We start from the raw sequence: 23,946 nt of genomic DNA, 5'->3' as shown, positions 1-23,946 counted from the left end.
AATACTATTATACTGAAAAGTGGGAGCATAATACAAATGGGGGAACAACAATGAGTGAAATTTTATTTATAAATGGAAACGTACGCTTTCCGATCACACTTGACCCAAGCGTTTGGATTTTTGATGATCGAAAAGTAGATTTAACAACTTATTTCACCGAAACAAAAGAAGAAAAATCAGAATTAGAAGACTATCTCAAGCATACTTCCGAACACTGGGATCGCGAAATTCGTGATGGTGCCGCTTTTCCACCTATACAACAAAGCGTAAAAAAATTTAAAAAAGAACAGCTTATCACAGGAACGTTTGGCATACCACTTCATCCCTTTTTCAAAAATGCTGAGATTGTAGCAGAAGCAACACATGTTGAAATCCATACATTGCATGATTCCATCACACTTTCATTAGAAGAAGCAAACAATGCTATTCTTGGATTTTCAAAAGATGGAAAACCATTGCGAGAAGATGGACCTGTTCACCTTTACTTTGGTGATGGCTCTAATATAAACAATCCAATTCGAAATATCCGTAAGTTTACAATTATTTAAAAAAAGGAGTGGGCAAAAGCCACTCCTTTTTTTAGCCTTTTACTATCAGTAATATTTCTATCTCAAAATTCCACACATGCAATACAGTTAGACGCAAGCTAATAAATCCCCTCACTGATTAAAGTTCCACTTTATAATAAGTCCGCCGCTAATTGTGCTAAATTAGAGCGTTCTCCTTTTACAAACTTTACATGTCCACTAATTTTTTGTTCTTTAAATTTCTCTACAACATAGGTTAGACCATTATTATATTCATCTAGGTAAGGGTGATCAATTTGTTGCGGATCTCCCATTAATACAATTTTACTTTTTTCTCCAACCCTTGTTAATATTGTTTTCACTTCATGTTTCGTTAAATTTTGTGCTTCATCAATAATAATAAATTGATCTGGAATACTTCGTCCTCGTATATAAGTAAGTGCCTCTACTTCAATTGAACCCATTCCTGCTAAAATCGCATCTAATTCACCAGGTTTTTTTGTATTAAATAAATACTCTAGATTATCGAAAATTGGCTGCATCCACGGTCTTAATTTCTCTTCTTTTTCTCCCGGTAAATAACCGATATCCTTGCCGACTGGAACAATGGGCCGGGCAACAAGGAGTTTTTTATACAACCCTAAATCTTCGGTCTGCATAAGACCAGCAGCTAACGCAAGTAAAGTTTTACCAGTTCCTGCTTTTCCTGTTAACGTTACGAGTGGAATATCTTCACGAAGCAACAATTCTAATCCCATAATTTGCTGCACATTCCGCGGGCGTATTCCCCAAACTTGCTCATTATGAAAAATAAGTTTCTTCACCTTTTTCCCTGAATAATCAACAATTCCAAGCGCAGAACTAGAACCACCTAATGCATCTTTCATCACAATAAACTGATTTGGATAAAATGGATGATTTGCAATTTCTGATAAAGGAAGTTCTCCTTTTTCATAGTAATAATTTAACTGTTCTTTTGATATGTAGCCTTCTAAAAAACCTGAATATATATTGTCCACTTCAATGACACGATCACTTAAATAATCCTCTGCTTGTAAGCCAAGAGCATCTGCTTTTACTCTTACAAGCACATCTTTACTTACTAAAACAACAGACTTTCCATCCTCTTTCTCTTGTTCTTCTAAAAATATATTTTTCGCAACAGCTAAAATGCGATTATCGTTTGTTTTTTCAACAAAAATATCTTGTAGTTGAACAAATGAGCGATGGTTTAATTCAATACGAAATGTCCCTCCATTTTCAAGGGGAATACTCTCATGCAATTTTCCTAATTCACGAAATTTATCTATCAGTTTAGATACATAACGAGCATTTCGCCCAACTTCATCCATGTAACGTTTTTTCGAATCAACCTCTTCTAATACAACTGCTGGAATCACTACCTCATTTGTTTCAAAAGAAAAAATAGATAAAGGATCCTGCAAAAGTACATTCGTGTCTAACACATAAATTTTATCCAACCTGTTACCCCCTGACTCCACTTTTAAATTTGTAGAACAAGGGTTTCATCCATGATTATGATATGGACGAACCATTGTTATAATTATATGTAATGTATTAACGAGGTAGAATCTAAATTCATATAAATTAAAACTTTTCTCAATCATTTTTTTCATTTATAACTAGGTATCATATTCATCAAAATTTATATTTGAACATGGAACAAAGGTTACCTATTCACCCAGATTAAAATAGCAGTAAAAGGATGAACACCCATAGTACTCATCCACTTTTCTACAATCCTTTCATTGCCGTTAAAACTTGGTTATCAAGTTTTTCAGCAGCACGAAGATCATAAGTTTTTTCATATGCTGGTTCCAAAGCAAGCTTTGCTCCATAAAACATAACATCACGCACTTCTTGAACAGATACTTCTACTATAGTTAACTTAAGAGGAATCCCTTCCATTCTATCCGTTAAAATCTTTGCTTCACCGCTAATGGAAAATACAGATTCATTCGCCATTACAGTGAGTACAAGCCCTGCATGATGGCGTAAATTTTCCGCAATACGAGATCGCCAATCAACTGCAAACCGAATACGCGTCTCATTCATTGCATATACCCATGAAATAGCACTTACATTTGGAACAGCCTTTTCAAAATCAATTGTTGCAATTGTTATAATACGTCCTTCACGTAAAGATTGAACTAAAGAATCTGTCAATGTAGGTTCTACTACATTTGCCATATTTCCACCTCCAAAATTTTATTTATCTTAATGATAACTTATTTTTCGAATTGCGAAAATATTATTTTTTTCCTCCATAGTTCAAAAATATCAAATTTACATGCTATACTTATATCGATAGAATTTGTATTGAGGTGACGAAATGAGAGTCAAATGTATGCTTTGTGATAAAAAAGAAGAGTTAGATGACGAAAATCCTATGGCCAAAAGGCTTCGTAACCGTCCTATTCATACATATATGTGCATGGAATGCACAGAACGTATTGCAGAACGTACAATAGAACGCCATGCAACCGGAAAATTCCACCTATATCGTGATAAAACAGTAGAAGATGAGTGGTAAACTGTCAAATAAGTCCTTAATCATTCGGATGAGGACTTATTTATATTTCTCCGGCTCTTGTCTCATTTGATCTAAGAAACAATCTATAAGCTCTACTGGAAATCTTGTAGAATGTTTTTCTCCGCCTCGTTTATATGTAACTAAATACATATCTTCTTTCTTTTCCACTTCCACATCACTTAATTGATGATCTTCATGCAACATATCATGAAACAGCAAATATGTTTCTTGTGCAGCTGCATCATTGGGTCTTGCTTCCGCAACCGTTTTAATCGTTAACCAATTATATAATGTATCTTGTACAGAGCGCATAAAGAACCTCCTTAACTTACTCTTTGTTGCTTTGCTTGACGTAAACGTAATCTATAAATTCCTAGTACAATTGCGGCTACAACAAGTCCTTCTCCCACCGGCAACAAAACTCCTAAAAAAGTTAAGACTGTACATCCTAACGCCAGCGCCACATACACCACAATATTTTTTAATAGCGATAACTTCCTAGCAAACCCTAAATTATATACAAGGGCACTTAAAAAAATCATTGTGCCATATAAAAGCCACATCCCTATTTCTGGATTCGTATCTACATTATATAATTTTGCGAAAAATGACATTCTCTCTAGCATTATACTCCCCCTTATTTTGCAAAGATGAACGAAAACAACCCATATGAGTCCAATCCACTAACTAGTAGTACCTTGATTCTTACTTTTTAAATTCTATTTTCCCTACTATAAGAGTACCTTGCAGAAAAACTACTGTCTAGATAAAAGAGTAAATTTTCTAAAAAAATAAACAAAACAAAAAGCTGCCTTTTTTAAAAAGGCAGCTTCATATTTTTTACGCTTCTACAGATTTCTTTTTCTTAGCAGCTCTTTCGCGCTCACTCTTATCAAGAATCTTTTTACGAAGACGAATTGATTCTGGAGTTACTTCACAGAACTCATCATCGTTTAAGTACTCTAATGACTCTTCTAGAGTCATTAAGCGTGGTTTTTTCATTGTTGAAGTTTGATCTTTCGTCGCAGAACGAATGTTAGTTTGTTGTTTCATTTTTACAACGTTAACTGTTAAATCATTCTCACGTGTATGTTCTCCGACAATCATACCAGCATATACTTCTGTACCTGGTTCAACGAAGATTACACCGCGGTCTTCAACTTGCATAATACCGTATTGTGATGCTTTTCCTGTTTCAAGTGAAACTAGAACACCTTGACGACGTCCACCAACTTGTCCAGCATGTACTGGCTGGTAGCAATCGAATGTATGGTTTAAAATACCGTAACCACGAGTTAATGTTAAGAATTCTGTTGTGTAACCAATTAAACCACGTGCTGGAACCATGAAAGTAAGGCGAACTTGACCGTTTCCGTTATTCACCATATCTAACATTTCACCTTTACGTGCACCCATTGACTCCATAATAGAACCAGTGTATTCTTCAGGCACATCGATTTGTACGCGTTCTACAGGCTCACATCTTACGCCATCAACCTCTTTAATAATTACTTCAGGCTTAGATACTTGTAGTTCGTAACCTTCACGGCGCATGTTTTCAATTAAGATAGATAAATGTAATTCTCCACGTCCAGATACAATCCATGCATCAGGAGACTCTGTATTATCAACACGTAAACTTACATCTGTTTCTAATTGTGAACGAAGACGCTCTTCAATTTTACGAGACGTAATGTATTTACCTTCACGACCTGCAAATGGACTATTATTTACAAGGAACGTCATTTGTAGTGTTGGCTCATCAATACGTAATAATGGTAACGCATCTTGATGTTCAACTGGACATACCGTTTCACCAACGTTAATATCTTCCATACCTGAAACTGCTACTAGATCTCCAGCTTTTGCTTCTTCAATTTCTTGGCGTTTTAATCCCATGTAACCAAATAGTTTTGTTACGCGGAATTGTTTTACGCTTCCATCGACCTTCATTAGTGCAACTTGTTGTCCTACTTTCATTGTGCCGCGGAATATACGACCTACCCCGATACGACCTACATAGTCATTATAGTCAAGAAGTGCTACTTGGAATTGAAGTGGCTCTTCGCTGTTATCAACTGGTGCTGGAATATGTTCAATAATTGTATCAAATAATGATTTCATATTCTCTTCTTGATTTGCTGGGTTTGAATCCAAGCTTGCTGTTCCGTTCATTGCTGATGCAAATACAACTGGGAACTCTAATTGATCTTCGTTTGCACCAAGCTCGATAAATAAGTCGATTACTTCATCAACTACTTCATCCGGGCGAGCAAAGTCACGGTCAATTTTGTTTACTACAACGATTGGAGTTAAGTTTTGCTCAAGAGCTTTCTTTAAAACAAATCGCGTTTGTGGCATACAACCTTCATATGCATCAACAACAAGTAAAACACCATCAACCATTTTCATAATACGCTCTACTTCACCACCGAAGTCAGCGTGTCCAGGCGTATCTAAAATGTTAATTCGTTTATCTTCATAATGAATCGCTGTATTTTTTGCTAAAATTGTAATACCGCGTTCTCTTTCTAAATCGTTCGAATCCATTGCACGTTCTTCTACGTGCTCATTTGCACGGAACGTCCCCGCTTGACGTAATAATTGGTCAACAAGTGTTGTTTTACCATGGTCAACGTGGGCGATAATTGCTATATTTCGTAAATCTTGTCGTTTTTTCAACATGTCCAACTCCTAGTGTCTTTTTAATCCTTCTCTATTATAAGAGTGAAGGGGATACAATGGCAATCAAAATAAAATCAAGAATGAAAATATAGTTGTATTCTTACTTTTGTGAAAGTAAAATGAAATTGGAGGGTGAAGATATGGAACAAATTCAGTACCGCTTTTTATTAACAGCTATTATCGGTGTTATTTTCTTAATTGGCATTGGAATTATGATTGCTGAAAATAGTCCCATCGGTATTATTATTTGCATTATCGGCACATTTGTTACAGTTGGATACGGATTTGTAACAAAACGAAAAATGCGTAAATCACAGTAACAGTAAAAAGTAAGAAGCTTTTCGTAGCCTCTTACTTTTTTTGTTACTGTGATACAAATGGTAGTAACTCTTCATATACCCCCGGCTTCGCAACTAATACACTACTTTTTTCTACAATAGAAAGTGCTTTACCAGCAAACGTCGTCACTTTGCCATCGACTTCTTCTACAATAATCAGTCCTCCGCCAAAATCCCAAGGAGATAATCGCGGCGTCACGTAAGCATCTAATCTTCCTGTTGCAACATATACCATTTCTAGTGCCGCGCAACCATATGAGCGTGTTCCTCGTGCTTTTTTCACGAGCTTCATCATTTTTTCCATATTAAGTAATGGATTATCAGTAAGCCACGTAGCATTTAAAGCAATAATCCCGCTTTCTAATGTACCTTTCTCTAAAGTGGGAATGGTTACACCGTTACAAAAGGCTCCTTCCCCCTTTATAGCATGATACAGTTCGTCATGAACCGGATCATAGATGAGGCCGATTTTTCCGATACCGTTCTCATAAATGCCAATTGAAATCGCAAAATTTCTTTTCTGATGAACAAAATTCATCGTACCATCAATTGGATCAATTAACCAAACAACCCCATCCGAAGAAGCAAGCTTATCTCCATATCCCTCTTCTCCTAAAATATAATGGTGTGGGTATGTTTCTTTAATTTTCCCAATCAAAAACTGTTCCGTTTCTCGATCCATATTTGTTACTAGGTCAGCTGCATTTGATTTCGTCTCCACAATAAGCGTCTTTTGCAATGATGCCATTAAACGCTCACCAGCTTCTTGAATCCACTGTTTTGCATGTGTATCGATTTCTTTCCATACCTCTTGCATGTTTAAACACTCCGATCTACACTGTTCACAGAAAAAACGAACCCTTTATAAGGTTCGCACCAACTTAATTTTTATACATATACTATTATTACGCTTCTAAACGGATCATTTCAAGTCTTAGCACTTCTAGCTTTTGCACGCACTCTTCTTTTTTCTGATTATCATTTTCCATCATTGCATCATATAGCGTTGCTAATTCATAATCTAACTCCAATCTTAGCACCGGAATTCTTTTTTCAGCATCTGTTCTCTTTAACGCGTTAATCACCTGTCTCATTTTTATTGCCTCCTCCCAATATTCGTCTGCCCTCGGACTAGAATTAACTTAATTTTCTGATTTTTTGTTTTATACTATACTATGTTGGATAAATCATCTATGCAACAAAATTATATTTTTTTACTGAAGTTTTTTTGTACTGTTTTTTTTATGAATCGTACAAGCTATGCTAAAATAAAAAACAAACTAGGAGTTGGAGGAACTATCATGACATTACAAACATTTAAATCAACTGACTTTGCTGTCTTTGCAGTTGATGGTCTCGAAGAACGAATGAATGCTATTAAAACGAATATTCACCCTAAATTAGAAGCTCTAGGCGAGCAATTTTCTCATTATTTATCAGAACAAACTGGGGAAACTTTTTTCTATCATGTTGCAAAACATGCACGACGTAAAGTCAATCCACCAAACGATACTTGGGTTGCTTTTTCAACAAATAAACGCGGATATAAAATGCTGCCACATTTTCAAATTGGTTTATGGGGTACCCATGCTTTTATATACTTTGGTTTAATTTATGAGTGTCCACAAAAAGTGGAAGCGGCTCATGCCTTCTTAGAACATTTAAATGATTTAAAAACAAATATACCAAATGACTTCGTTTGGTCCATTGACCATACCAAACCAGCTGTAAAATCGCATAACTCACTTGAAACAAATGACTTACAAAAAATGATTGAACGCCTAGCGACTATAAAAAAAGCAGAGTTACTAGTTGGTATTCACATTTCTCCAGAAGAGTGCTCAACACTCGATGATGAACAATTTCTTGAGAAGATACAAACTACGATGCACTCACTCCTTCCTTTATATAAAATTTGCAATCGATAGTAAGAAAACGGACAATTTATATTGTCCGTTTTAAGTTGTTATCCCATTATAGCACTTAGAATTTGATTTTTCAAAATCTTTTTACATTTTCACAATCTTTTGTTCTTCTACTTCTTTCGCCTTTTGAATCGCTCGGTATATAGAGTAACCACTTACTTCTTGAAACTCTTTATCAATTTTTTTCTCTTCCGCTTTCGACGGCACAATTTCTTTAAAACGGCGATATAATCTCATCAATTCTTCTCTGATGATACCTTTTTCATACGCCTTTTCAATTGCCTCATAGAATGTCACAATCGCAATCATCTCATCATTCGACCAATCATAATCAAGTGGATATTGATATTCCATATGTACACCTCTTTCATTTTTACCCTTATTCTCCCTTAAAAATAAACCTTCCATCCTTCTTTATCATAGTCCCTTTTGCATTATACACTATTTCTCTTTTATTATGGCATTGTCTCTCTTCATACCGAAGACAACGAGGCGATGAAAGGCATAGATCTCCTTTCCTTTTTGAAAATAAGCCTCGATAAATTGAAACTTTATTTTTCCTCCATCCTCTTTTATTTTCGCTGATTTTTAAGATGAGGATATTACTGAACGCGAATAGAAATATAACTTCCATTGACGGAATTCTACGTATCTCCTCGCTTTCTCAGAACTTTAAGTTAAAACTTTACTGCTCACGAATAACGGCATACAAATTATTACTAATTATGCATATAATAAAAATAATAGTTTTTTCTATACATATATAATCATTGGTGATATAATGCTTTTGTTTTATTGAAAATAAAGTGAAACTTCCATTTGGTAAGTAGAACAAGTCAAGTTCTTATAGACAGTTATATAACTATATAGTGGAAATAACTTTCTTACTGAACAAGATACACATAAAACAACTCATAATAAATATTACGAAGAAGAAGGGGTGTATAGATTGTCCCAATACAAAACACCATTGTTTACCGCTTTAGTAGAGCACAGCAAGCGAAATCCAATTCAATTTCATATCCCAGGTCATAAAAAAGGACAAGGGATGGACCCAGAATTTCGCGAATTTATTGGGCATAATGCATTAGCAATTGATTTAATTAATATTGCTCCGCTCGATGATTTACATCATCCAAAAGGTATGATTAAAGAAGCTCAAGATTTAGCTGCAACTGCATTCGGTGCAGATCATACCTTCTTTTCAGTTCAAGGTACAAGCGGTGCAATTATGACAATGGTAATGAGCGTTTGTGGCCCAGGAGATAAAATTCTTGTACCACGAAACGTTCATAAATCTGTAATGTCAGCCATTATTTTCTCAGGTGCAAAACCAATTTTCATTCATCCTGAAATCGATCCGAAGCTCGGTATTTCACATGGGATTACGATTCAATCTGTAAAAAAAGCACTCGAGGAACATTCAGATGCAAAAGGGTTACTCGTTATTAATCCAACATACTTTGGATTCGCCGCAGACTTGCAGCATATTGTAGAATTAGCTCATTCCTATGAAATACCTGTATTAGTTGATGAAGCTCATGGTGTTCATATTCATTTCCATGACGAATTACCAATGTCAGCTATGCAAGCTGGTGCAGATATGGCAGCGACAAGTGTTCATAAGCTCGGAGGTTCATTAACACAAAGTTCCATTCTAAATGTCAAAGAAGGCCTTGTGAATGTAAAACATGTTCAATCGATTATTAGCATGCTTACAACAACATCAACTTCCTATATTCTATTAGCTTCTTTAGACGTCGCAAGAAAACGTCTTGCGACTGAAGGAAAAGAATTAATCACAAAAACAATTCAGTTAGCCGAACATGTACGCTGTACGATAAATGAGATTGAAAATCTATATTGCCCTGGTAAAGAAATGTTAGGTATGGATGCAACATTCAGCTATGATCCAACAAAACTGATTGTATCTGTCAAGGATCTAGGCATTACAGGTCACGAAGCAGAATTATGGTTAAGAGAACATTACAACATTGAAGTCGAGCTTTCAGACTTATATAACATTCTATGCCTTGTGACATTGGGAGATACAGAGGTCGAAACTAATATTCTTATTGAGGCCTTACGAGAACTAGCAACTACCTTTAAAAATAGAGCGGACAAAGGTGTTCAAGTACAAGTTGAAATTCCAGAAATCCCTGTACTTGCCCTCTCTCCTCGGGATGCTTTTTACTCAGAAGCAGAAGTCATCCCATTTGAAGAAGCTGCTGGTCGCATTATAGCAGATTTTGTTATGGTTTATCCGCCAGGTATTCCAATCTTCACCCCTGGCGAAATCATTACGCAAGAAAACCTAGACTACATTAATAAAAACCTAGATGCTGGCCTACCAGTACAAGGTCCTGAAGATATGACACTCCAAACACTACGCGTTATTAAAGAATACAAGCCTATCAGTTGATAGGCTTTTTTTCACCATTTTTTCTTTTACTCATACGATACTAAAGAATGTAACTTATAGGTGGGGATACAATTATGATTGTGATTGGTCGTTCTATTGTACATCCTTATATCACGAGTGAAAATGAACCGTTCGCTACTGAGAAACAACAAATATTGGCCATTATGGCTGGAAATCAGGAAGTATATTCATTCCGAACAACTGATGAACTCAGCTTTGATCTAAATTTACGAATTCATATCATTACATCCTCCTTAGAACTCTTTCAAAGTGGATTACAGTTCCGTACATTCCAAGAGTCCTATTGCAACCCTGAATTTTGGCAAAGGACACCACTAGGAGGATTTCAATTACTTCCAAATAGACCACCCTCGGTCGCGATACGAGATATTTTTAAAGATGGAAAAAAGTATGGAACAGAATGTGCAACAGCAATGATTATTATTTTTTACAAGGCACTTTTAGCTCTATATGATGAGCAAACTTTTAACCGCTTATTCGCAAACCTTCTACTATATACATGGGATTATGATCGAGATTTAAAACTGGTGACAAAAAACGGTGGGGATATCGTTCCTGGCGATCTTGTTTACTTTAAAAATCCACAAGTGAATCCAGCTTCAGTTGAATGGCAAGGAGAAAATGCCATTTATTTAGGTAATTTCTTTTTTTATGGGCACGGTGTAGGAGTACAAACAAAGGAACAAATCATTTATCTATTAAATGAACGAAGAATTCCCTATGCCTTTATCTCAGCATATTTAACAGATTTTATTACCCGCATAGATAGTCGCCTCATGAGCCAACATGCTTCTGCTAATACCCTACAAACCACATTCAAATTCATTCCCATTCGAGATGATGCAATTATTGCAACGGTTGGTCACACAACTACAATCTATTAAAAAACGCCTGCAAAATATGCAGGCGTTTTTTTAATTATTAGGCTTTTGTATGCTCTTTGTGACCCCATTCGCAATGAGATCCACATTTCCCGTAAAGTACTGTTGTCTTTTCATCTTCAAAGTGTGCAATTGTTCCTTCACAAACTTGACATACGATTGTTCCCATTTTTCATTTCCCCCTGAGTTTGAATTATGATTGAAAACCTTTATATTTACACGTTCTATATATTACTGAACTTTTGTATGTTCTTTGTGACCACATTCGCAATGAGATTCACATTTCCCGTAAAGTACCGTTGTTTTTTCATCTTCAAAGTGTGCGATTGTTCCTTCACAAACTTGACATACGATTGTTCCCATTTTTCATTTCCCCCTAAGTTTATGGTCCTAAAAACTTTTTCAGCTAGAATATTCCTATATATTACTGGGCTTTTGTATGCTCCTTGTGATCACATCCGCAAGATCCGCATTTCCCGTAAAGTACTGTTACTTTCTCATCCTCGAAGTGTGCAATTGTACTTTCACAATCTTGACATACGATTGTTCCCATTTTTTTATTTCCCCCTAAGTTTATAATCCCAAAAACTTTTTTGTAACCGCTTAACTTTCTGTCTTTATTTTAATATGTTATACTTTTTACGTCAATAGGTTTTTAGTATAACACATTAAAAAAATTAACTTTATATTAGTATGAGACAATAACATGAAAAAACAGTCATATCTTAATAAGTACGACTGTTTCCTTTTATTTATTCTTCATATTCAGCATGTAAGGAAGTAGGTGGTACAAGAAACTTAAAGAATTGTGCTAGGTCATTCGCTTCCTCCTCTGATTGTAATTTAAAGACCTGTTGTAAATGTTGAACATTATCTACATCGTCTTGTCCTAGTAAAGTTGCTCTCCCTGTTTGCATGCAAACAACAAGAGGTTTTCCAAAAAACATATTTGTATAAATAACACCAAAATCATAGCGGTTTTCATGTGTCATAAATCCCAAAAATCGTACCTTCACACTCTCATGCTCATCATACAATTTTTCAAACATTTTCTTCCTCCTTTCCTCACAACACTTTCTACCGTATATATTAAACAAAAAAAGGAAAGAACCTTTTTAATTGTCAAAAAATTTACACCAGTGTTAAAATGTCTGTATATATTACTTTAGGAGGAAAATCTTTATGCAACATGCATTTATTAAACTTGTACCTAAATCAAAACAACAAGCTGTCTCATTAGAAGATGTTAAACAACTTTTTAATTATTATAAAACCATTACTTCGCAAACCGGCGCGCAAGTTAGCTATGCATATACTAACGTAGCATTTCCGTATGAGATATTTGATACATCAGATACTACACTTGAGCTCAAATCTAGTCATGATCGTTATAATTCTATTTATGTGGGGATAGGAACAGAAAACGACCAAGCTTTCGTTCAAATCTCCTTACCTTCTACTGCCACATTTGGGGATAAAGGAAAAGCAAATGAATTCTGCCGTTTTTTAGCAAAAAAATTAGAGGGTGAATTAAGGTTATTTAATGGAAGAACAATGTATTTTTATAAACGCTAACTATAAAAAAAGGAAAGATATCAGTAAAAAGAGCATACTATTTGCGCAAGTAAGAAATAGTGCCTGTTTTCTTATACGAAGAACAACATATGCAATTACATATGCTAAATAAAGGAACACGAAAAAGAGCATCACTTTATAATGAAATTTATCACCATTTGATAAGAATAGTACAATAGAAAATCCACTCCATAAAAGGAAATGATAAAATATAACATGTATGATTTTCACGAAACCATCTCCTTTGACATGCTCTATTTTATAATAAGATATGGTATTGGACTCAAATCCATTACATAATACGAAAAGATGTAATCGATTTGAGTCCATTATATTTCTAAAAAAGTTACGTACATTCCAATTTAGACTATATAGTATTACGTATTTATTCCATAAATATACATAACGACCTTGTTAGCTCTACTAAAGCTTTAATGGATAGAGTGAAACTTTAATCAATGGATTTCTTCATTCTCACTAACGATCAGCTCTCACAAATCGGGATTTTGCAAGATAAATTCCATAAAATAAAAAATAACCCGCCTTTAAAAAGATAAAAGGCGGGTTATTTTGGTTATTCGTATTATTTTACAATGTGAATTGGCATTCCAAGAGCAACTTCAGCTGCTTCCATTGTGATTTCACCTAATGTTGGGTGAGCATGGATTGTTTGAGCGATATCTTCAGCTGTCATTCCAGCTTCGATAGCTAAACCAATCTCAGAGATAATATCAGAAGCACCTGCACCTGCAACTTGTGCACCTACAAGAAGACCATCTTCTTTACGTGTTACAAGTTGTAGGAAACCGTCTGTGCTGTTTAATGATAATGCACGACCGTTTGCAGCGAATGGGAACTTAGATACAGTTACTGCCATTCCTGCTTCTTCAGCTTGTTTCTTAGTGTATCCAACAGATGCTAATTCTGGATCTGTGAAGCATACTGCAGGAATTCCGATGTAATCGATAGCTGATGCATGGCCACTAATTGCTTCAACAGCTACTTTACCTTCGTAAGAAGCTTTGTGAGCTAATGGTGGTCCAGGAACGATATCACCGATTGCATAGATGTTTGGTACGTTTGTACGGCATTGCTCATCGATTTCGATGATACCGCGATCAGTCATTTTAACTCCAACTTGCTCAAGACCGATTTCTTGAGTGTTTGGACGACGACCTACAGTTACTAATACGTAATCTGCTTCTACAGTTTGTACTTCACCTTTAACTTCGAAGCTAACTTTTACGCCAGTTTCTGTTTCTTCAACGCCTTTAGCCATAGCTTTTGTATGAATATTTACGTTACCTTTCTTTTGAAGGGCACGTTTAACAACAGAGCTCATTGCTTTTTCGAAACCAGCTAAGATTTCGTCGCCAGCTTCTACTACAGTAACTTCTGTACCGAAGTTAGCATATGCAGTACCTAATTCCATACCGATGTAACCGCCGCCGATTACAACAAGTTTTTTAGGAATTTCAGGTAAGCTTAGAGCGCCTGTAGAGTTGATAACACGTTTAGAGTATTTGAATCCAGGAATTTCGATTGGTGTAGAACCAGTTGCAAGAACAGCATTTTTAAACGTATAAGTTTGAGCTGCATCTTCAGTCATTACGCGTAATGTGTTAGCATCTACGAAGTAAGCTTCACCGCGAATGATTTCAACTTTGTTACCCTTAAGAAGGCCTTCAACACCGCCAGTTAATTTCTTAACTACGCCGTTTTTCCATTCTTGAACTTTTGTAAAGTCAACTTTTACGTTCTCTGCAGTGATACCCATGTCATCAGAATGCATTGCATTCTCATAACGATGACCTGCATTGATTAACGCTTTTGAAGGAATACATCCAACGTTTAAGCATACGCCACCAAGGTTAGCTTTTTCGATAATTGCTACCTTTTGACCTAATTGTGCTGCACGAATTGCCGCAACGTATCCACCAGGACCTGCACCAACAACGACTGTATCTAATTCAATTGGGAAATCTCCTACTACCATTGTTATTACGCCTCCATTACTAATAATTGTGGGTCATTCAATAGACGTTTAATTTGGTTTAATGCTTTTTGAGCAGTTGCGCCGTCAATTAAACGATGGTCAAAGCTTAGAGATAATGCTAATACTGGAGCTGCAACGATTTCACCGTTTTTCACAACTGGCTTCTCAGCGATACGGCCGATACCAAGGATTGCTACTTCTGGGTGATTGATAACTGGAGTGAACCATTGTCCACCTGCAGAACCAATGTTTGTAATTGTGCAAGAAGCACCTTTCATTTCAGCTGGAGCTAAACGACCTTCACGTGCTTTACCAGCAAGATCATTGATCTCGTTAGAAATAGTGAAGATTGATTTACGATCTGTATCTTTAACAACTGGTACTAATAGACCTTTGTCTGTATCAGCTGCGATACCGATGTTGAAGTAATGTTTATGAACGATTTCTTGAGAAGCATCGTCTAAAGCAGTATTCAACATTGGGAATTCACGTAATGCAGATGTTAAAGCTTTTACAACGTATGGAAGGTAAGTTAATTTAATACCTTTGTCAGCTGCAACAGCTTTGAACTTCTTACGGTGAGCAACAAGTTCTGTTACATCTACTTCATCCATTAATGTTACGTGAGGAGCTGTATGCTTAGAGTTAACCATTGCTTTTGCAATCGCTTTACGGATACCACTCATTTTCTCACGAGTTTCTGGATATTCACCAGCTGGGATTGGTTGTGCTTTTGGTGCTTCTTCTTTTGCTGCTGCTGGAGTAGCTTCTACTGCTGCTGGAGCCTCAGTTGCTGCTACAGTTTGTCCACCATTTGCAAATGCATCGATATCAGCTTTCACAACGCGGCCGTTCTTACCAGAACCAGCTACTTTATGAATATCTACACCTTTTTCACGAGCATATTTACGAACTGATGGCATAGCGATTACGCGCTCATTTACTACTTCAGCAGTTGCTGCTGGAGTAGCTTCAGCTTTTGGAGCTTCTTCTTTCGCTTCTTCAGCTTTTGGAGCATCGTCATGGTCGTCACCTTTAAATTTAAGGTTTTCGTATCCAGGAGCATCAAATTTAATTAATGTATCTCCAACTACTGCAACCGTACCTTCTTCTACAAGTACTTCAAGTACTTTACCTTTAACTGGAGAAGGGATTTCTACTACTGCTTTATCATTTTGCACTTCAAGAAGTACATCGTCTTCGTTTACTTCGTCGCCTGGTTTAATAAACCATTTTACGATTTCACCTTCGTGGATACCTTCACCGATATCTGGTAGTTTAAATTCAAATGCCACGGAATTCAGCCCCCTGATTCATTTCTTTATTATGGAATATGGCAAAAGAAATCAGCATGTGCTGATTTCTTTTGCACATGAAAAACTAAAAATTAGAAGTTCATTACTTTGTTTACAGCTTCAACAATATCTTTATGGTTTGGTAACCATACGCTCTCAGCTTGAGAGAATGGGAATACTGTATCAGCAGCTGCAACACGTACAACTGGAGCTTCTAAGTTTAAGATTGCACGATCGTTAATTTCCGCTACAACGTTAGCTGCAATACCAGCTTGTTTTTGAGCTTCTTGAACTACAACTACGCGACCTGTTTTTTCAACAGAAGCGATGATTGTTTCGATATCTAATGGTTGAACTGTACGTAAGTCAACAACTTCTAAAGAGATACCTTCTTTTTCAAGTTCTTCAGCAGCTTTTAATGCAGCATGAACCATAGCACCGTAAGCGATAACAGATACATCTGTACCTTCACGTTTGATATCAGCTTTACCTAAATCAATTGTGTATTCGCCTTCTGGTACGTCTTGACGGAATGAACGGTACAATTTCATATGCTCTAAGTAGATAACTGGATCGTTGTCACGAATCGCAGAGATTAAAAGACCTTTTGCATCGTATGGAGTAGATGGGATAACAACTTTTAGACCAGGTTGTTGAGCCACTAATCCTTCTAAGCTATCAGCATGTAATTCTGGAGTATGAACACCGCCACCAAATGGAGAACGAACTGTTACTGGAGCAGTCCAACGTCCACCAGAACGGTAACGCATACGAGCTAATTGTCCAGAAATAGAATCCATTACTTCATAAACGAAACCGAAGAATTGGATTTCTGGAACTGGACGGAATCCTTCAAGTGCAAGACCAACTGCAAGTCCACCAATACCAGACTCTGCAAGTGGAGTATCCATTACACGATCTTCACCGAATTCAGCTTGTAAACCTTCAGTAGCACGGAATACACCGCCGTTTACACCAACGTCTTCACCAAACACAAGTACGTTAGGGTCATTTTTCATTTCAACACGTAAAGCATCAGTGATTGCTTGAATCATTGTCATTTGAGCCATGGCTTACTTCGACTCCTTTTCTTTATAAATTTCATATTGTTCAGCTAAGTTGTAAGGCATTTTTTCGTACATGATTTCCATTAAATCAGTTACTTTTTGTTTTGGAGCTTGGTCAGCCTTAGCAATTGCTTGTTTGATATCTTCTTTTGCTTCTTCGATTACTTTTTCTTCTACTTCTTGAGACCATAGGCCTTTATTTTCTAAGAATGTACGGAAGCGTACGATTGGATCTTTTTGTTCCCATTCGTTTTCGATATCTTTTGTACGGTAACGAGTTGGGTCATCACCAGCCATTGTATGTGGACCGTAACGGAATGTTAGAGTCTCGATTAGAGTAGGGCCTTCGCCATTTACTGCGCGCTCACGAGCGAAAGCAGTTGCTGCGTATACAGCTAATGGATCCATACCGTCTACTTGAATTCCGTAAATACCTGCTGCTACTGCTTTTTGTGCTACAGTTTTAGCTGCAGATTGCTTTTCTACTGGAGTAGAGATTGCGTAACGGTTGTTTTGAACAACGAAGATTGCTGGAGCTTTGAATGCACCTGCAAAGTTCATACCTTCGTAGAAGTCACCTTGTGAAGCACCACCGTCACCAGTGTAAGTAATTGCAACAGATTTTTTACCACGTAGTTTCATACCTAACGCAACACCAGCAGTTTGGATGATTTGCGCACCGATAATGATTTGTGGAGCTAGTGCATTTACATTCTCAGGCATTTGGTTACCCATGAAGTGTCCACGAGAGAATAAGAATGCTTGGTATAATGGTAATCCGTGCCATACTAATTGTGGTACATCACGGTATCCTGGTAAGATGAAGTCTTCTGCTTCAAGTGCGAAATGACTCGCTAATTGAGAAGCTTCTTGTCCAGCTGTAGGTGCGTAGAAACCTAAACGTCCTTGACGGTTTAAAGAAATAGAACGTTGGTCTAATACGCGAGTATACACCATACGACGCATTAATTCTTTTAATTGATCATCAGATAATTCAGGCATAGCTGCTTCATTCACAACTTCGCCGTTTTCATTTAAAATTTGTAATGTTTCAAATTGAGCTGCGATAGCTTTCATTTGCTCATCAACATTAAATAGGGTCTTTTTTGTTTTAGTACCCATTCCGTTCACCTCTTCCTCTCTTGAACCATATTCTGAAACGCTTTCACTAGAAATTCACTAGTACGAAAACGTAACCATGTAAACCGACAGGAAACCTCGCCGGTTGAGAATAATTTTGTGTACCTAACAATCTGTACTAATGTTTTTTCAGAAACATATTAATACAATCTTGATCACGTTTTTTAGTTTACAACTATTCTAATCACGATGTCAATTACTTTGGTTACGATTTTTTTATGAATAACATTAAGGTTTCCACTATACATTGTTGTTTTTATTTTCACATCTGTATTAGTAAGCAATAACCTACTGTTATATTATTCCCTATTTAACCTGTTTTCCATCGTAGAATAGTATGTAAACGATTTAATTCTTCTTAGTTTTTCTCTCTTTATAACAAAAATATGCAATCACTTCTTCCTTTTCTAGGCGAATGTCTATACACTTCTAACCACTCTTCCATACCTTATAATAACCGCAGTATTAGCGGGAAATGATAAAGGAGGTCATCTCATGTACGGATACACATATTGTTATCCAACTTGTTCATATCCTTCCTATGGATACGGAGGTTCTTACGGAGGATACGGAGGTTCTTGCGGAGGATGCGGATACGGACGGGGCTTTGCTTTAATCGTTGTGTTGTTTATTCTTTTAATTATCGTTGGTGCTGCTTGCATTCGTTAATGTAAAACAAAACAACTATAGAAAGAAATAGGCGGCTCTGCCGTCTTTTCTTTTTTTACCAACCAATCGCTAATAATAAAATTACAGCACTAGTCATCCTCTTTATTTGCTTAATTTATATATAGGTACTATGTACTTTATCATGACTTTTTTCAGCTCCTTTGGTAGACTAAAGGAGAAAGGAGAGATTGTGAATGCTTACAATGAACGATGTAATTCGTGAAGGAAATCCCATTCTACGAGCAGTAGCAGAAGAAGTACCTCTGCCAGCAAATGAGGAAGATACACGTGTACTACGAGAAATGATTGAATTTGTAATGAACAGTCAAAACCCTGAAATGGTTGAAAAATATAATTTACGTCCAGGAATCGGGCTAGCTGCACCACAAATTGGTATTTCAAAAAGAATGATTGCTGTTCATGTTACTGATACAACCGAAACTTTATACAGCTACGCTTTATTCAATCCCAAAATTATTAGTCACTCTGTTGAACGTACATACTTATCAGGTGGCGAAGGATGCCTATCTGTAGATCGTGAAGTTCCTGGATATGTTCCACGTTATACACGAATTACAGTTAAAGCAACTACCGTCGATGGTGAAGAAGTAAAATTACGTTTGAAAGGGTTACCAGCGATTGTATTCCAACATGAGATTGACCATTTAAATGGTGTAATGTTCTATGATCATATTAATCAAAAAAATCCTTTTGTAGCCCCCGAGGATGCAAAACCTCTAGAACGATAAAAAGCAGAAGCAATAGCTTCTGCTTTTTACTACTATTATCATATTACTCCTCTTATGGAATGGTTCTCACACCATATTACCTAGAGTAAACCAGCCCACTGCAAACCGTGAAGAATCCCATCTTCACTAACATCTTTCGTCACATAATTAGCAAGTTTTTTCAAATCGTCGTGACCATTCCCCATTACAATCCCCGTTCCTACTGCTTCAATCATTTCTAAATCATTTAATCCATCTCCAAAAGCATAGACCTGTTCACGCCTAAACCCTAATTTCTCAATGAATTTTTCAATTCCCTTTGCTTTAGAACCACCATTTGGGATAATGTCCATAGAATACGCGTGCCAACGAATAAAATGAAAATCTGGATAATCATAAATGAACTTTTTTTCCTCACCCGCTTGGCAAAAAAGAAGCGTTTGATAAACGTCACGATTTTCATAAAAACTTGGCTCATATAACGGATGCCCAAATTGCAGACTTCCGAAACTTTCTTTTACATAATTATGATATTCTACTGTTGCCTTCATATCCTTATGATCTAAATAAACAAGTGGATATCCCTCTTGCTTAGCAAACGTTGTAAAAGTATGTAATGTATTAGGGTGTAATGGATTTTTAAATATAACCTCATCTTCAAATACAACATATTGGCCATTAAAACTAACATAATTATGAATGTTAAGCTCATTACGAATGTCTTCAAACATGAAAGGTGCACGCCCTGTCGCAATTGCCACATGTACTCCTTTTTCTTGTAACGTACGCACCGCTTCTCTTGTAGATTGTGGAATTTTTTTATCGTGATCTAACAATGTTCCATCAATATCAAAAAAGACGATTTTATTATTCATTTTCAAAACCCTTTCTAAGCCTTCTATATTCCTATTTTGACTACTTCTTTTCAAATCCTAAAAAAAAGTATAACATATTAAACATCTGTGAAGAAAGCGTTCACTTTCTAACCTTATTTACGAAATATGCATATACTATTAAAAGAACATTAATAGTAGTTTGAATGAATTTTCTTTTCTAATCTACCTCATACTATATTTATAACCGGGGGCATACTGCCTGTGAGAGCAAAAAACGGAATATAAGATTACGTCTGCATGAGCCAATAAGATCACTGAACATCAAGGCGGCGATTCCCTCATTTATCTTCTATGGTTTTCTAGTATGTGGAGATGAAGAGTTACTACTAAATAAGAATTAAGTATGCATGTTTAAAATAAGGAAAGGAAGGAGTAATCATGCTGAAGAAGCTGAAGAAAAAGCTAAAACAATATTTAAACGATTTAGTCCGTAAAAAGACAATGGCTTAAATTGTGCCCATTTCGGGCTTTTTCTTCATTCTGATTCGAAAAAACATGAAAATCATAACTATTTGCTTTATAATAGGTAACAGATAATGCAAAACATAGACAAGGAGAGGTTTTCCCAATGATTTTTAAAGTATTCTATCAAGAAAAAATGACTGAGGTTCCAGTGCGTGAAAATACAAAAGTTTTATATTTAGAAGCGGAATCCGAAAAAGACGTTCGTACAAAATTGCAAAAGTTCGCATATAATATTGAGTTTGTCCAATCTGTTACTGGTGCTCATCTTGAATACGAAAAACAAAATGCTGATTTAACATTAACGGAGCTCGTATAATTTATGAAATTCCTAAAAAATGATCAGGTAGCCGTTTTCGCTCTTGGCGGACTCGGTGAAATCGGCAAAAATACATACGCTGTTCAATTTCAAGATGAAATTATTATAATTGATGCTGGAATTAAATTTCCAGAAGACGAACTTCTCGGAATCGACTATGTGATTCCTGATTACACTTATTTTGTACGAAACGAAGATAAAATTAAGGGGTTATTTATTACTCATGGTCACGAAGATCATATTGGTGGTATCCCTTACCTATTACGTCAAGTGAATATCCCAATTTACGGCGGGAAATTAGCAATCGCTCTAATTAAAAACAAATTAGAAGAGCACGGATTATTGCGAAAAGCAAAACTTTACGAAATTCAAGAAGACGATGTTATCAAATTCAAAAAGACATCCGTATCGTTCTTCCGCACAACACACAGTATTCCAGATTCATACGGTGCTGTGGTAAAAACACCGCAAGGTCAAATTGTTCATACAGGAGATTTCAAATTTGATTTCACACCAGTAGGCGAACCAGCAGACTTAACGAAAATGGCGGAAATCGGTAAAGACGGTGTACTTTGTCTCTTATCTGATAGTACCAATAGTGAAGTCCCGAACTTTACAATGTCTGAACGCCGCGTCGGCGATAGCATTCAAGATATTTTCCGCAAAGTAGAAGGTCGCATTATCTTTGCAACCTTTGCGTCAAATATTCATCGCTTGCAACAAGTTGTTGAAGCTGCCGTTGAAAACAATCGTAAAGTGGCTGTATTTGGTCGAAGCATGGAAGCAGCAATTGAAATTGGTCATGATCTCGGTTATATTCGCTGTCCAAAAGATACATTTATTGAAGCCTCTCAAATCAATCGACTACCAGCTAACAAAATCGTTATTTTATGTACAGGTAGTCAAGGTGAACCAATGGCAGCACTTTCTCGTATCGCGAATGGGACACACCGCCAAATTCAAATTATTCCTGGTGATACAGTTGTCTTCTCTTCTTCACCAATTCCAGGAAATACAGTTAGCGTAAGCCGTACAATTAATATGTTATATCGCGCTGGCGCTGATGTTATCCATGGTAAGCTTTCAAACATCCACACAAGTGGACATGGTGGACAAGAAGAACAAAAGTTAATGCTACGTCTTATTAAGCCTAAATACTTTATGCCAATTCATGGTGAATTCCGCATGCAACGTATGCACATGAAATTAGCAAACGATTGTGGTATTCCAGAAGAGAATTGCTTCATCATGGACAATGGTGATGTTCTTGCATTACGTTCAGACGAAGCAAGTGTTGCTGGAAAAATCCCATCTGGCTCTGTTTATATCGATGGAAACGGTATTGGTGATATTGGTAACATTGTACTGCGCGACCGTCGTATTCTTTCTGAAGAAGGACTTGTTATCGTAGTTGTCAGCATTGATATGAAAGAATTTAAAGTTGCTGCCGGACCTGATATTATCTCTCGCGGATTCGTTTATATGCGCGAAAGTAGCGATTTAATCAATGATGCTCAAACACTGATTACAACGCACCTTGAAAAAGTAATGGAGCGAAAAACAACACAATGGTCTGAAATTAAAAATGAGATTACAGACACATTAGCACCATTCTTATACGAAAAAACAAAACGTCGTCCAATGATTTTACCTATCATTATGGAAATATAAAAAAAGACAATGCTTACGAGCATTGTCTTTTTTATTTTACGTTCTATCTTATCTTAAGAAGTGCTTAAAGCGATTTACTTCATCATCATGACCAATTACAATTAAAATATCTCCCGATTGAATATTTTCTGTAGCTCGAGGGGAAACAATAACTTCCTTCCCTCGCTTAATTGCAACAATGTTTAATCCAAACTTCGCTCGAATATCCAATTCAATTAACGAGTGACCATCAATCTTTTTATTAGCAATAATCTCTACAATACTATGCTCATCAGAAAGCTCTAAGTAATCTAATACGTTACTTGAAGCAATATTATTCGCAATTCGTTTTCCCATATCACGTTCAGGATGGACAATATGGTCTGCCCCTATTTTAGATAACACTTTTTCATGATAATCATTTTGAGCTTTTACCGTAATATTTTTCACACCTAGCTCTTTTAAAATAAGCGTAGTTAAAATACTTGCATTTAAATTATCTCCGATTGCAACAACAACATGATCAAAATTACGAATACCTAGGCTTTTTAACACCATCTCATCTGTTGAATCTGCAATCACTGCATGCGAAGCAATATTGGCAAATTCATTAATTTTATCTTCATCTAAGTCAATAGCCATTACTTCCATACCTAATTGGGCTAATTCACGACAAATACTGCCTCCAAAACGTCCAAGTCCGATGACAGCAAATTCTTTCTCTTTCCCACTCACATGAATTCCTCCAATAACATCAAGTCCTATCTCTTTCCATTGTAGCATATTTTATATTCAC

At 36.3% G+C, this 23,946-nt stretch carries 30 protein-coding genes; 11 read left to right on the top strand and 19 right to left on the bottom strand.

Annotated features, from left to right (window positions below; all coding sequences use genetic code 11):
* Nucleotides 1–50: 50 nt before the first annotated feature.
* Nucleotides 51–548, top strand: coding sequence for a hypothetical protein (locus CN288_RS03725; protein ID WP_026590209.1), 498 nt, complete (start codon nt 51–53; stop codon nt 546–548).
* 131 nt (nt 549–679) lie between these two features.
* On the opposite strand, the gene CN288_RS03720 is transcribed toward CN288_RS03725, so the two are convergent.
* On the bottom strand, nt 680–2,008 hold the full coding sequence (locus tag CN288_RS03720) for a PhoH family protein (protein ID WP_026590208.1): 1,329 nt from the start codon (nt 2,006–2,008) through the stop codon (nt 680–682).
* 274 nt (nt 2,009–2,282) lie between these two features.
* Nucleotides 2,283–2,738: a pyridoxamine 5'-phosphate oxidase family protein gene (locus CN288_RS03715; protein ID WP_026590207.1), complete on the bottom strand. Its 456-nt coding sequence runs from the start codon at nt 2,736–2,738 to the stop codon at nt 2,283–2,285.
* A gap of 142 nt (nt 2,739–2,880) precedes the next feature.
* On the opposite strand from CN288_RS03715, the gene CN288_RS03710 reads away from it, so the two are divergent.
* A complete protein-coding gene (locus CN288_RS03710; RefSeq protein WP_026590206.1) occupies nt 2,881–3,081 on the top strand; it encodes a YlaI family protein in 201 nt (66 codons plus the stop codon).
* 36 nt (nt 3,082–3,117) lie between these two features.
* Here the strand turns inward: CN288_RS03710 and CN288_RS03705 are convergent, their stop codons facing one another.
* The 3 genes from CN288_RS03705 to typA form a co-directional block, all read right to left on the bottom strand.
* Nucleotides 3,118–3,393 carry a hypothetical protein gene (locus CN288_RS03705; protein WP_026590205.1) on the bottom strand — a complete coding sequence of 92 codons (276 nt, stop codon included), beginning with the start codon at nt 3,391–3,393 and terminating at the stop codon, nt 3,118–3,120.
* Nucleotides 3,394–3,404: 11 nt separating this feature from the next.
* Nucleotides 3,405–3,707, bottom strand: a complete 303-nt coding sequence (locus tag CN288_RS03700) for a YlaH-like family protein (RefSeq protein ID WP_026590204.1) — start codon at nt 3,705–3,707, stop codon at nt 3,405–3,407.
* Nucleotides 3,708–3,921: 214 nt separating this feature from the next.
* The gene (gene typA, locus CN288_RS03695; RefSeq protein WP_026590203.1) at nt 3,922–5,766 is read right to left on the bottom strand and encodes a translational GTPase TypA; all 1,845 of its coding nucleotides are present in this window, start codon (nt 5,764–5,766) and stop codon (nt 3,922–3,924) included.
* A gap of 140 nt (nt 5,767–5,906) precedes the next feature.
* On the opposite strand from typA, the gene CN288_RS03690 reads away from it, so the two are divergent.
* Nucleotides 5,907–6,086: a DUF5325 family protein gene (locus tag CN288_RS03690; protein ID WP_026590202.1), complete on the top strand. Its 180-nt coding sequence runs from the start codon at nt 5,907–5,909 to the stop codon at nt 6,084–6,086.
* A gap of 43 nt (nt 6,087–6,129) precedes the next feature.
* Here the strand turns inward: CN288_RS03690 and CN288_RS03685 are convergent, their stop codons facing one another.
* Nucleotides 6,130–6,921 carry an inositol monophosphatase family protein gene (locus CN288_RS03685; RefSeq protein ID WP_026590201.1) on the bottom strand — a complete coding sequence of 264 codons (792 nt, stop codon included), beginning with the start codon at nt 6,919–6,921 and terminating at the stop codon, nt 6,130–6,132.
* Between the two features lie 88 nt (nt 6,922–7,009).
* Nucleotides 7,010–7,198, bottom strand: a complete 189-nt coding sequence (locus CN288_RS03680; protein ID WP_001250169.1) for a hypothetical protein — start codon at nt 7,196–7,198, stop codon at nt 7,010–7,012.
* 207 nt (nt 7,199–7,405) lie between these two features.
* Here CN288_RS03680 and CN288_RS03675 point away from each other — a divergent pair, with 207 nt between their 5' ends.
* Nucleotides 7,406–8,032 (top strand): YktB family protein, encoded by a 627-nt coding sequence (locus tag CN288_RS03675; RefSeq protein ID WP_026590200.1) that lies wholly within the window; start codon nt 7,406–7,408, stop codon nt 8,030–8,032.
* A gap of 81 nt (nt 8,033–8,113) precedes the next feature.
* On the opposite strand, the gene CN288_RS03670 is transcribed toward CN288_RS03675, so the two are convergent.
* On the bottom strand, nt 8,114–8,383 hold the full coding sequence (locus tag CN288_RS03670) for a UPF0223 family protein (RefSeq protein ID WP_026590199.1): 270 nt from the start codon (nt 8,381–8,383) through the stop codon (nt 8,114–8,116).
* 586 nt (nt 8,384–8,969) lie between these two features.
* Here CN288_RS03670 and CN288_RS03660 point away from each other — a divergent pair.
* Both CN288_RS03660 and CN288_RS03655 read left to right on the top strand, forming a co-directional pair.
* Entirely contained in the window at nt 8,970–10,451 is a 1,482-nt protein-coding gene (locus CN288_RS03660) for an aminotransferase class I/II-fold pyridoxal phosphate-dependent enzyme (RefSeq protein ID WP_098301814.1), read from the top strand.
* Nucleotides 10,452–10,525: 74 nt separating this feature from the next.
* Entirely contained in the window at nt 10,526–11,356 is an 831-nt protein-coding gene (locus tag CN288_RS03655) for a protein-glutamine gamma-glutamyltransferase (RefSeq protein ID WP_026590196.1), read from the top strand.
* A gap of 37 nt (nt 11,357–11,393) precedes the next feature.
* Here CN288_RS03655 and CN288_RS03650 read toward each other — a convergent pair whose 3' ends face one another.
* From CN288_RS03650 to CN288_RS03635, 4 genes are all read right to left on the bottom strand, one after another.
* The gene (locus CN288_RS03650; RefSeq protein WP_098301813.1) at nt 11,394–11,522 is read right to left on the bottom strand and encodes a GapA-binding peptide SR1P; all 129 of its coding nucleotides are present in this window, start codon (nt 11,520–11,522) and stop codon (nt 11,394–11,396) included.
* Between the two features lie 62 nt (nt 11,523–11,584).
* On the bottom strand, nt 11,585–11,716 hold the full coding sequence (locus tag CN288_RS03645; RefSeq protein ID WP_026590194.1) for a GapA-binding peptide SR1P: 132 nt from the start codon (nt 11,714–11,716) through the stop codon (nt 11,585–11,587).
* A gap of 61 nt (nt 11,717–11,777) precedes the next feature.
* Nucleotides 11,778–11,906, bottom strand: a complete 129-nt coding sequence (locus tag CN288_RS03640) for a GapA-binding peptide SR1P (RefSeq protein ID WP_000536782.1) — start codon at nt 11,904–11,906, stop codon at nt 11,778–11,780.
* Between the two features lie 199 nt (nt 11,907–12,105).
* Nucleotides 12,106–12,402, bottom strand: coding sequence for a DUF3055 domain-containing protein (locus CN288_RS03635; protein ID WP_026590193.1), 297 nt, complete (start codon nt 12,400–12,402; stop codon nt 12,106–12,108).
* A 133-nt stretch (nt 12,403–12,535) separates the two neighbouring features.
* Between CN288_RS03635 and CN288_RS03630 the strand changes: the two genes are divergently transcribed.
* Nucleotides 12,536–12,928 (top strand): DUF1885 family protein, encoded by a 393-nt coding sequence (locus CN288_RS03630; RefSeq protein WP_026590192.1) that lies wholly within the window; start codon nt 12,536–12,538, stop codon nt 12,926–12,928.
* Here CN288_RS03630 and CN288_RS03625 read toward each other — a convergent pair whose 3' ends face one another.
* The 5 genes from CN288_RS03625 to pdhA form a co-directional block, all read right to left on the bottom strand.
* The gene (locus tag CN288_RS03625; protein ID WP_026590191.1) at nt 12,929–13,159 is read right to left on the bottom strand and encodes a hypothetical protein; all 231 of its coding nucleotides are present in this window, start codon (nt 13,157–13,159) and stop codon (nt 12,929–12,931) included.
* A 352-nt stretch (nt 13,160–13,511) separates the two neighbouring features.
* Complete coding sequence (gene lpdA / locus CN288_RS03620; protein WP_026590190.1) at nt 13,512–14,924, bottom strand: dihydrolipoyl dehydrogenase; 1,413 nt, start codon at nt 14,922–14,924, stop codon at nt 13,512–13,514.
* 5 nt (nt 14,925–14,929) lie between these two features.
* Complete coding sequence (pdhC, locus tag CN288_RS03615; RefSeq protein WP_026590189.1) at nt 14,930–16,219, bottom strand: pyruvate dehydrogenase complex dihydrolipoyllysine-residue acetyltransferase; 1,290 nt, start codon at nt 16,217–16,219, stop codon at nt 14,930–14,932.
* 92 nt (nt 16,220–16,311) lie between these two features.
* Nucleotides 16,312–17,289: a pyruvate dehydrogenase complex E1 component subunit beta gene (gene pdhB, locus CN288_RS03610; RefSeq protein ID WP_000068166.1), complete on the bottom strand. Its 978-nt coding sequence runs from the start codon at nt 17,287–17,289 to the stop codon at nt 16,312–16,314.
* Nucleotides 17,290–17,292: 3 nt separating this feature from the next.
* Entirely contained in the window at nt 17,293–18,408 is a 1,116-nt protein-coding gene (gene pdhA, locus CN288_RS03605; RefSeq protein ID WP_026590188.1) for a pyruvate dehydrogenase E1 component subunit alpha, read from the bottom strand.
* Between the two features lie 513 nt (nt 18,409–18,921).
* Here pdhA and CN288_RS03600 point away from each other — a divergent pair.
* Both CN288_RS03600 and def read left to right on the top strand, forming a co-directional pair.
* Nucleotides 18,922–19,095, top strand: coding sequence for a YjcZ family sporulation protein (locus CN288_RS03600; RefSeq protein ID WP_026590187.1), 174 nt, complete (start codon nt 18,922–18,924; stop codon nt 19,093–19,095).
* Nucleotides 19,096–19,289: 194 nt separating this feature from the next.
* Nucleotides 19,290–19,844 (top strand): peptide deformylase, encoded by a 555-nt coding sequence (gene def / locus CN288_RS03595; protein WP_026590186.1) that lies wholly within the window; start codon nt 19,290–19,292, stop codon nt 19,842–19,844.
* Nucleotides 19,845–19,924: 80 nt separating this feature from the next.
* Here the strand turns inward: def and CN288_RS03590 are convergent, their stop codons facing one another.
* Nucleotides 19,925–20,698: a Cof-type HAD-IIB family hydrolase gene (locus CN288_RS03590; protein WP_098301812.1), complete on the bottom strand. Its 774-nt coding sequence runs from the start codon at nt 20,696–20,698 to the stop codon at nt 19,925–19,927.
* A 589-nt stretch (nt 20,699–21,287) separates the two neighbouring features.
* On the opposite strand from CN288_RS03590, the gene CN288_RS03580 reads away from it, so the two are divergent.
* Together CN288_RS03580 and rnjA are read left to right on the top strand one after the other, a co-directional pair.
* Entirely contained in the window at nt 21,288–21,500 is a 213-nt protein-coding gene (locus CN288_RS03580; RefSeq protein ID WP_026590184.1) for a DNA-dependent RNA polymerase subunit epsilon, read from the top strand.
* 3 nt (nt 21,501–21,503) lie between these two features.
* Nucleotides 21,504–23,171, top strand: a complete 1,668-nt coding sequence (rnjA, locus tag CN288_RS03575; protein WP_026590183.1) for a ribonuclease J1 — start codon at nt 21,504–21,506, stop codon at nt 23,169–23,171.
* Between the two features lie 48 nt (nt 23,172–23,219).
* Here rnjA and CN288_RS03570 read toward each other — a convergent pair whose 3' ends face one another.
* A complete protein-coding gene (locus CN288_RS03570; protein ID WP_051588525.1) occupies nt 23,220–23,933 on the bottom strand; it encodes a potassium channel family protein in 714 nt (237 codons plus the stop codon).
* Nucleotides 23,934–23,946: the final 13 nt, after the last annotated feature.

This window comes from Bacillus sp. AFS023182 (genome assembly GCF_002560575.1).
In the GTDB taxonomy this organism is placed as follows: Bacteria; Bacillota; Bacilli; order Bacillales; family Bacillaceae_G; genus Bacillus_A; species Bacillus_A arachidis.
The sequence above is the reverse complement of the archived record's forward strand: the minus strand, read 5'-3'. Positions and strand labels throughout refer to the sequence as shown.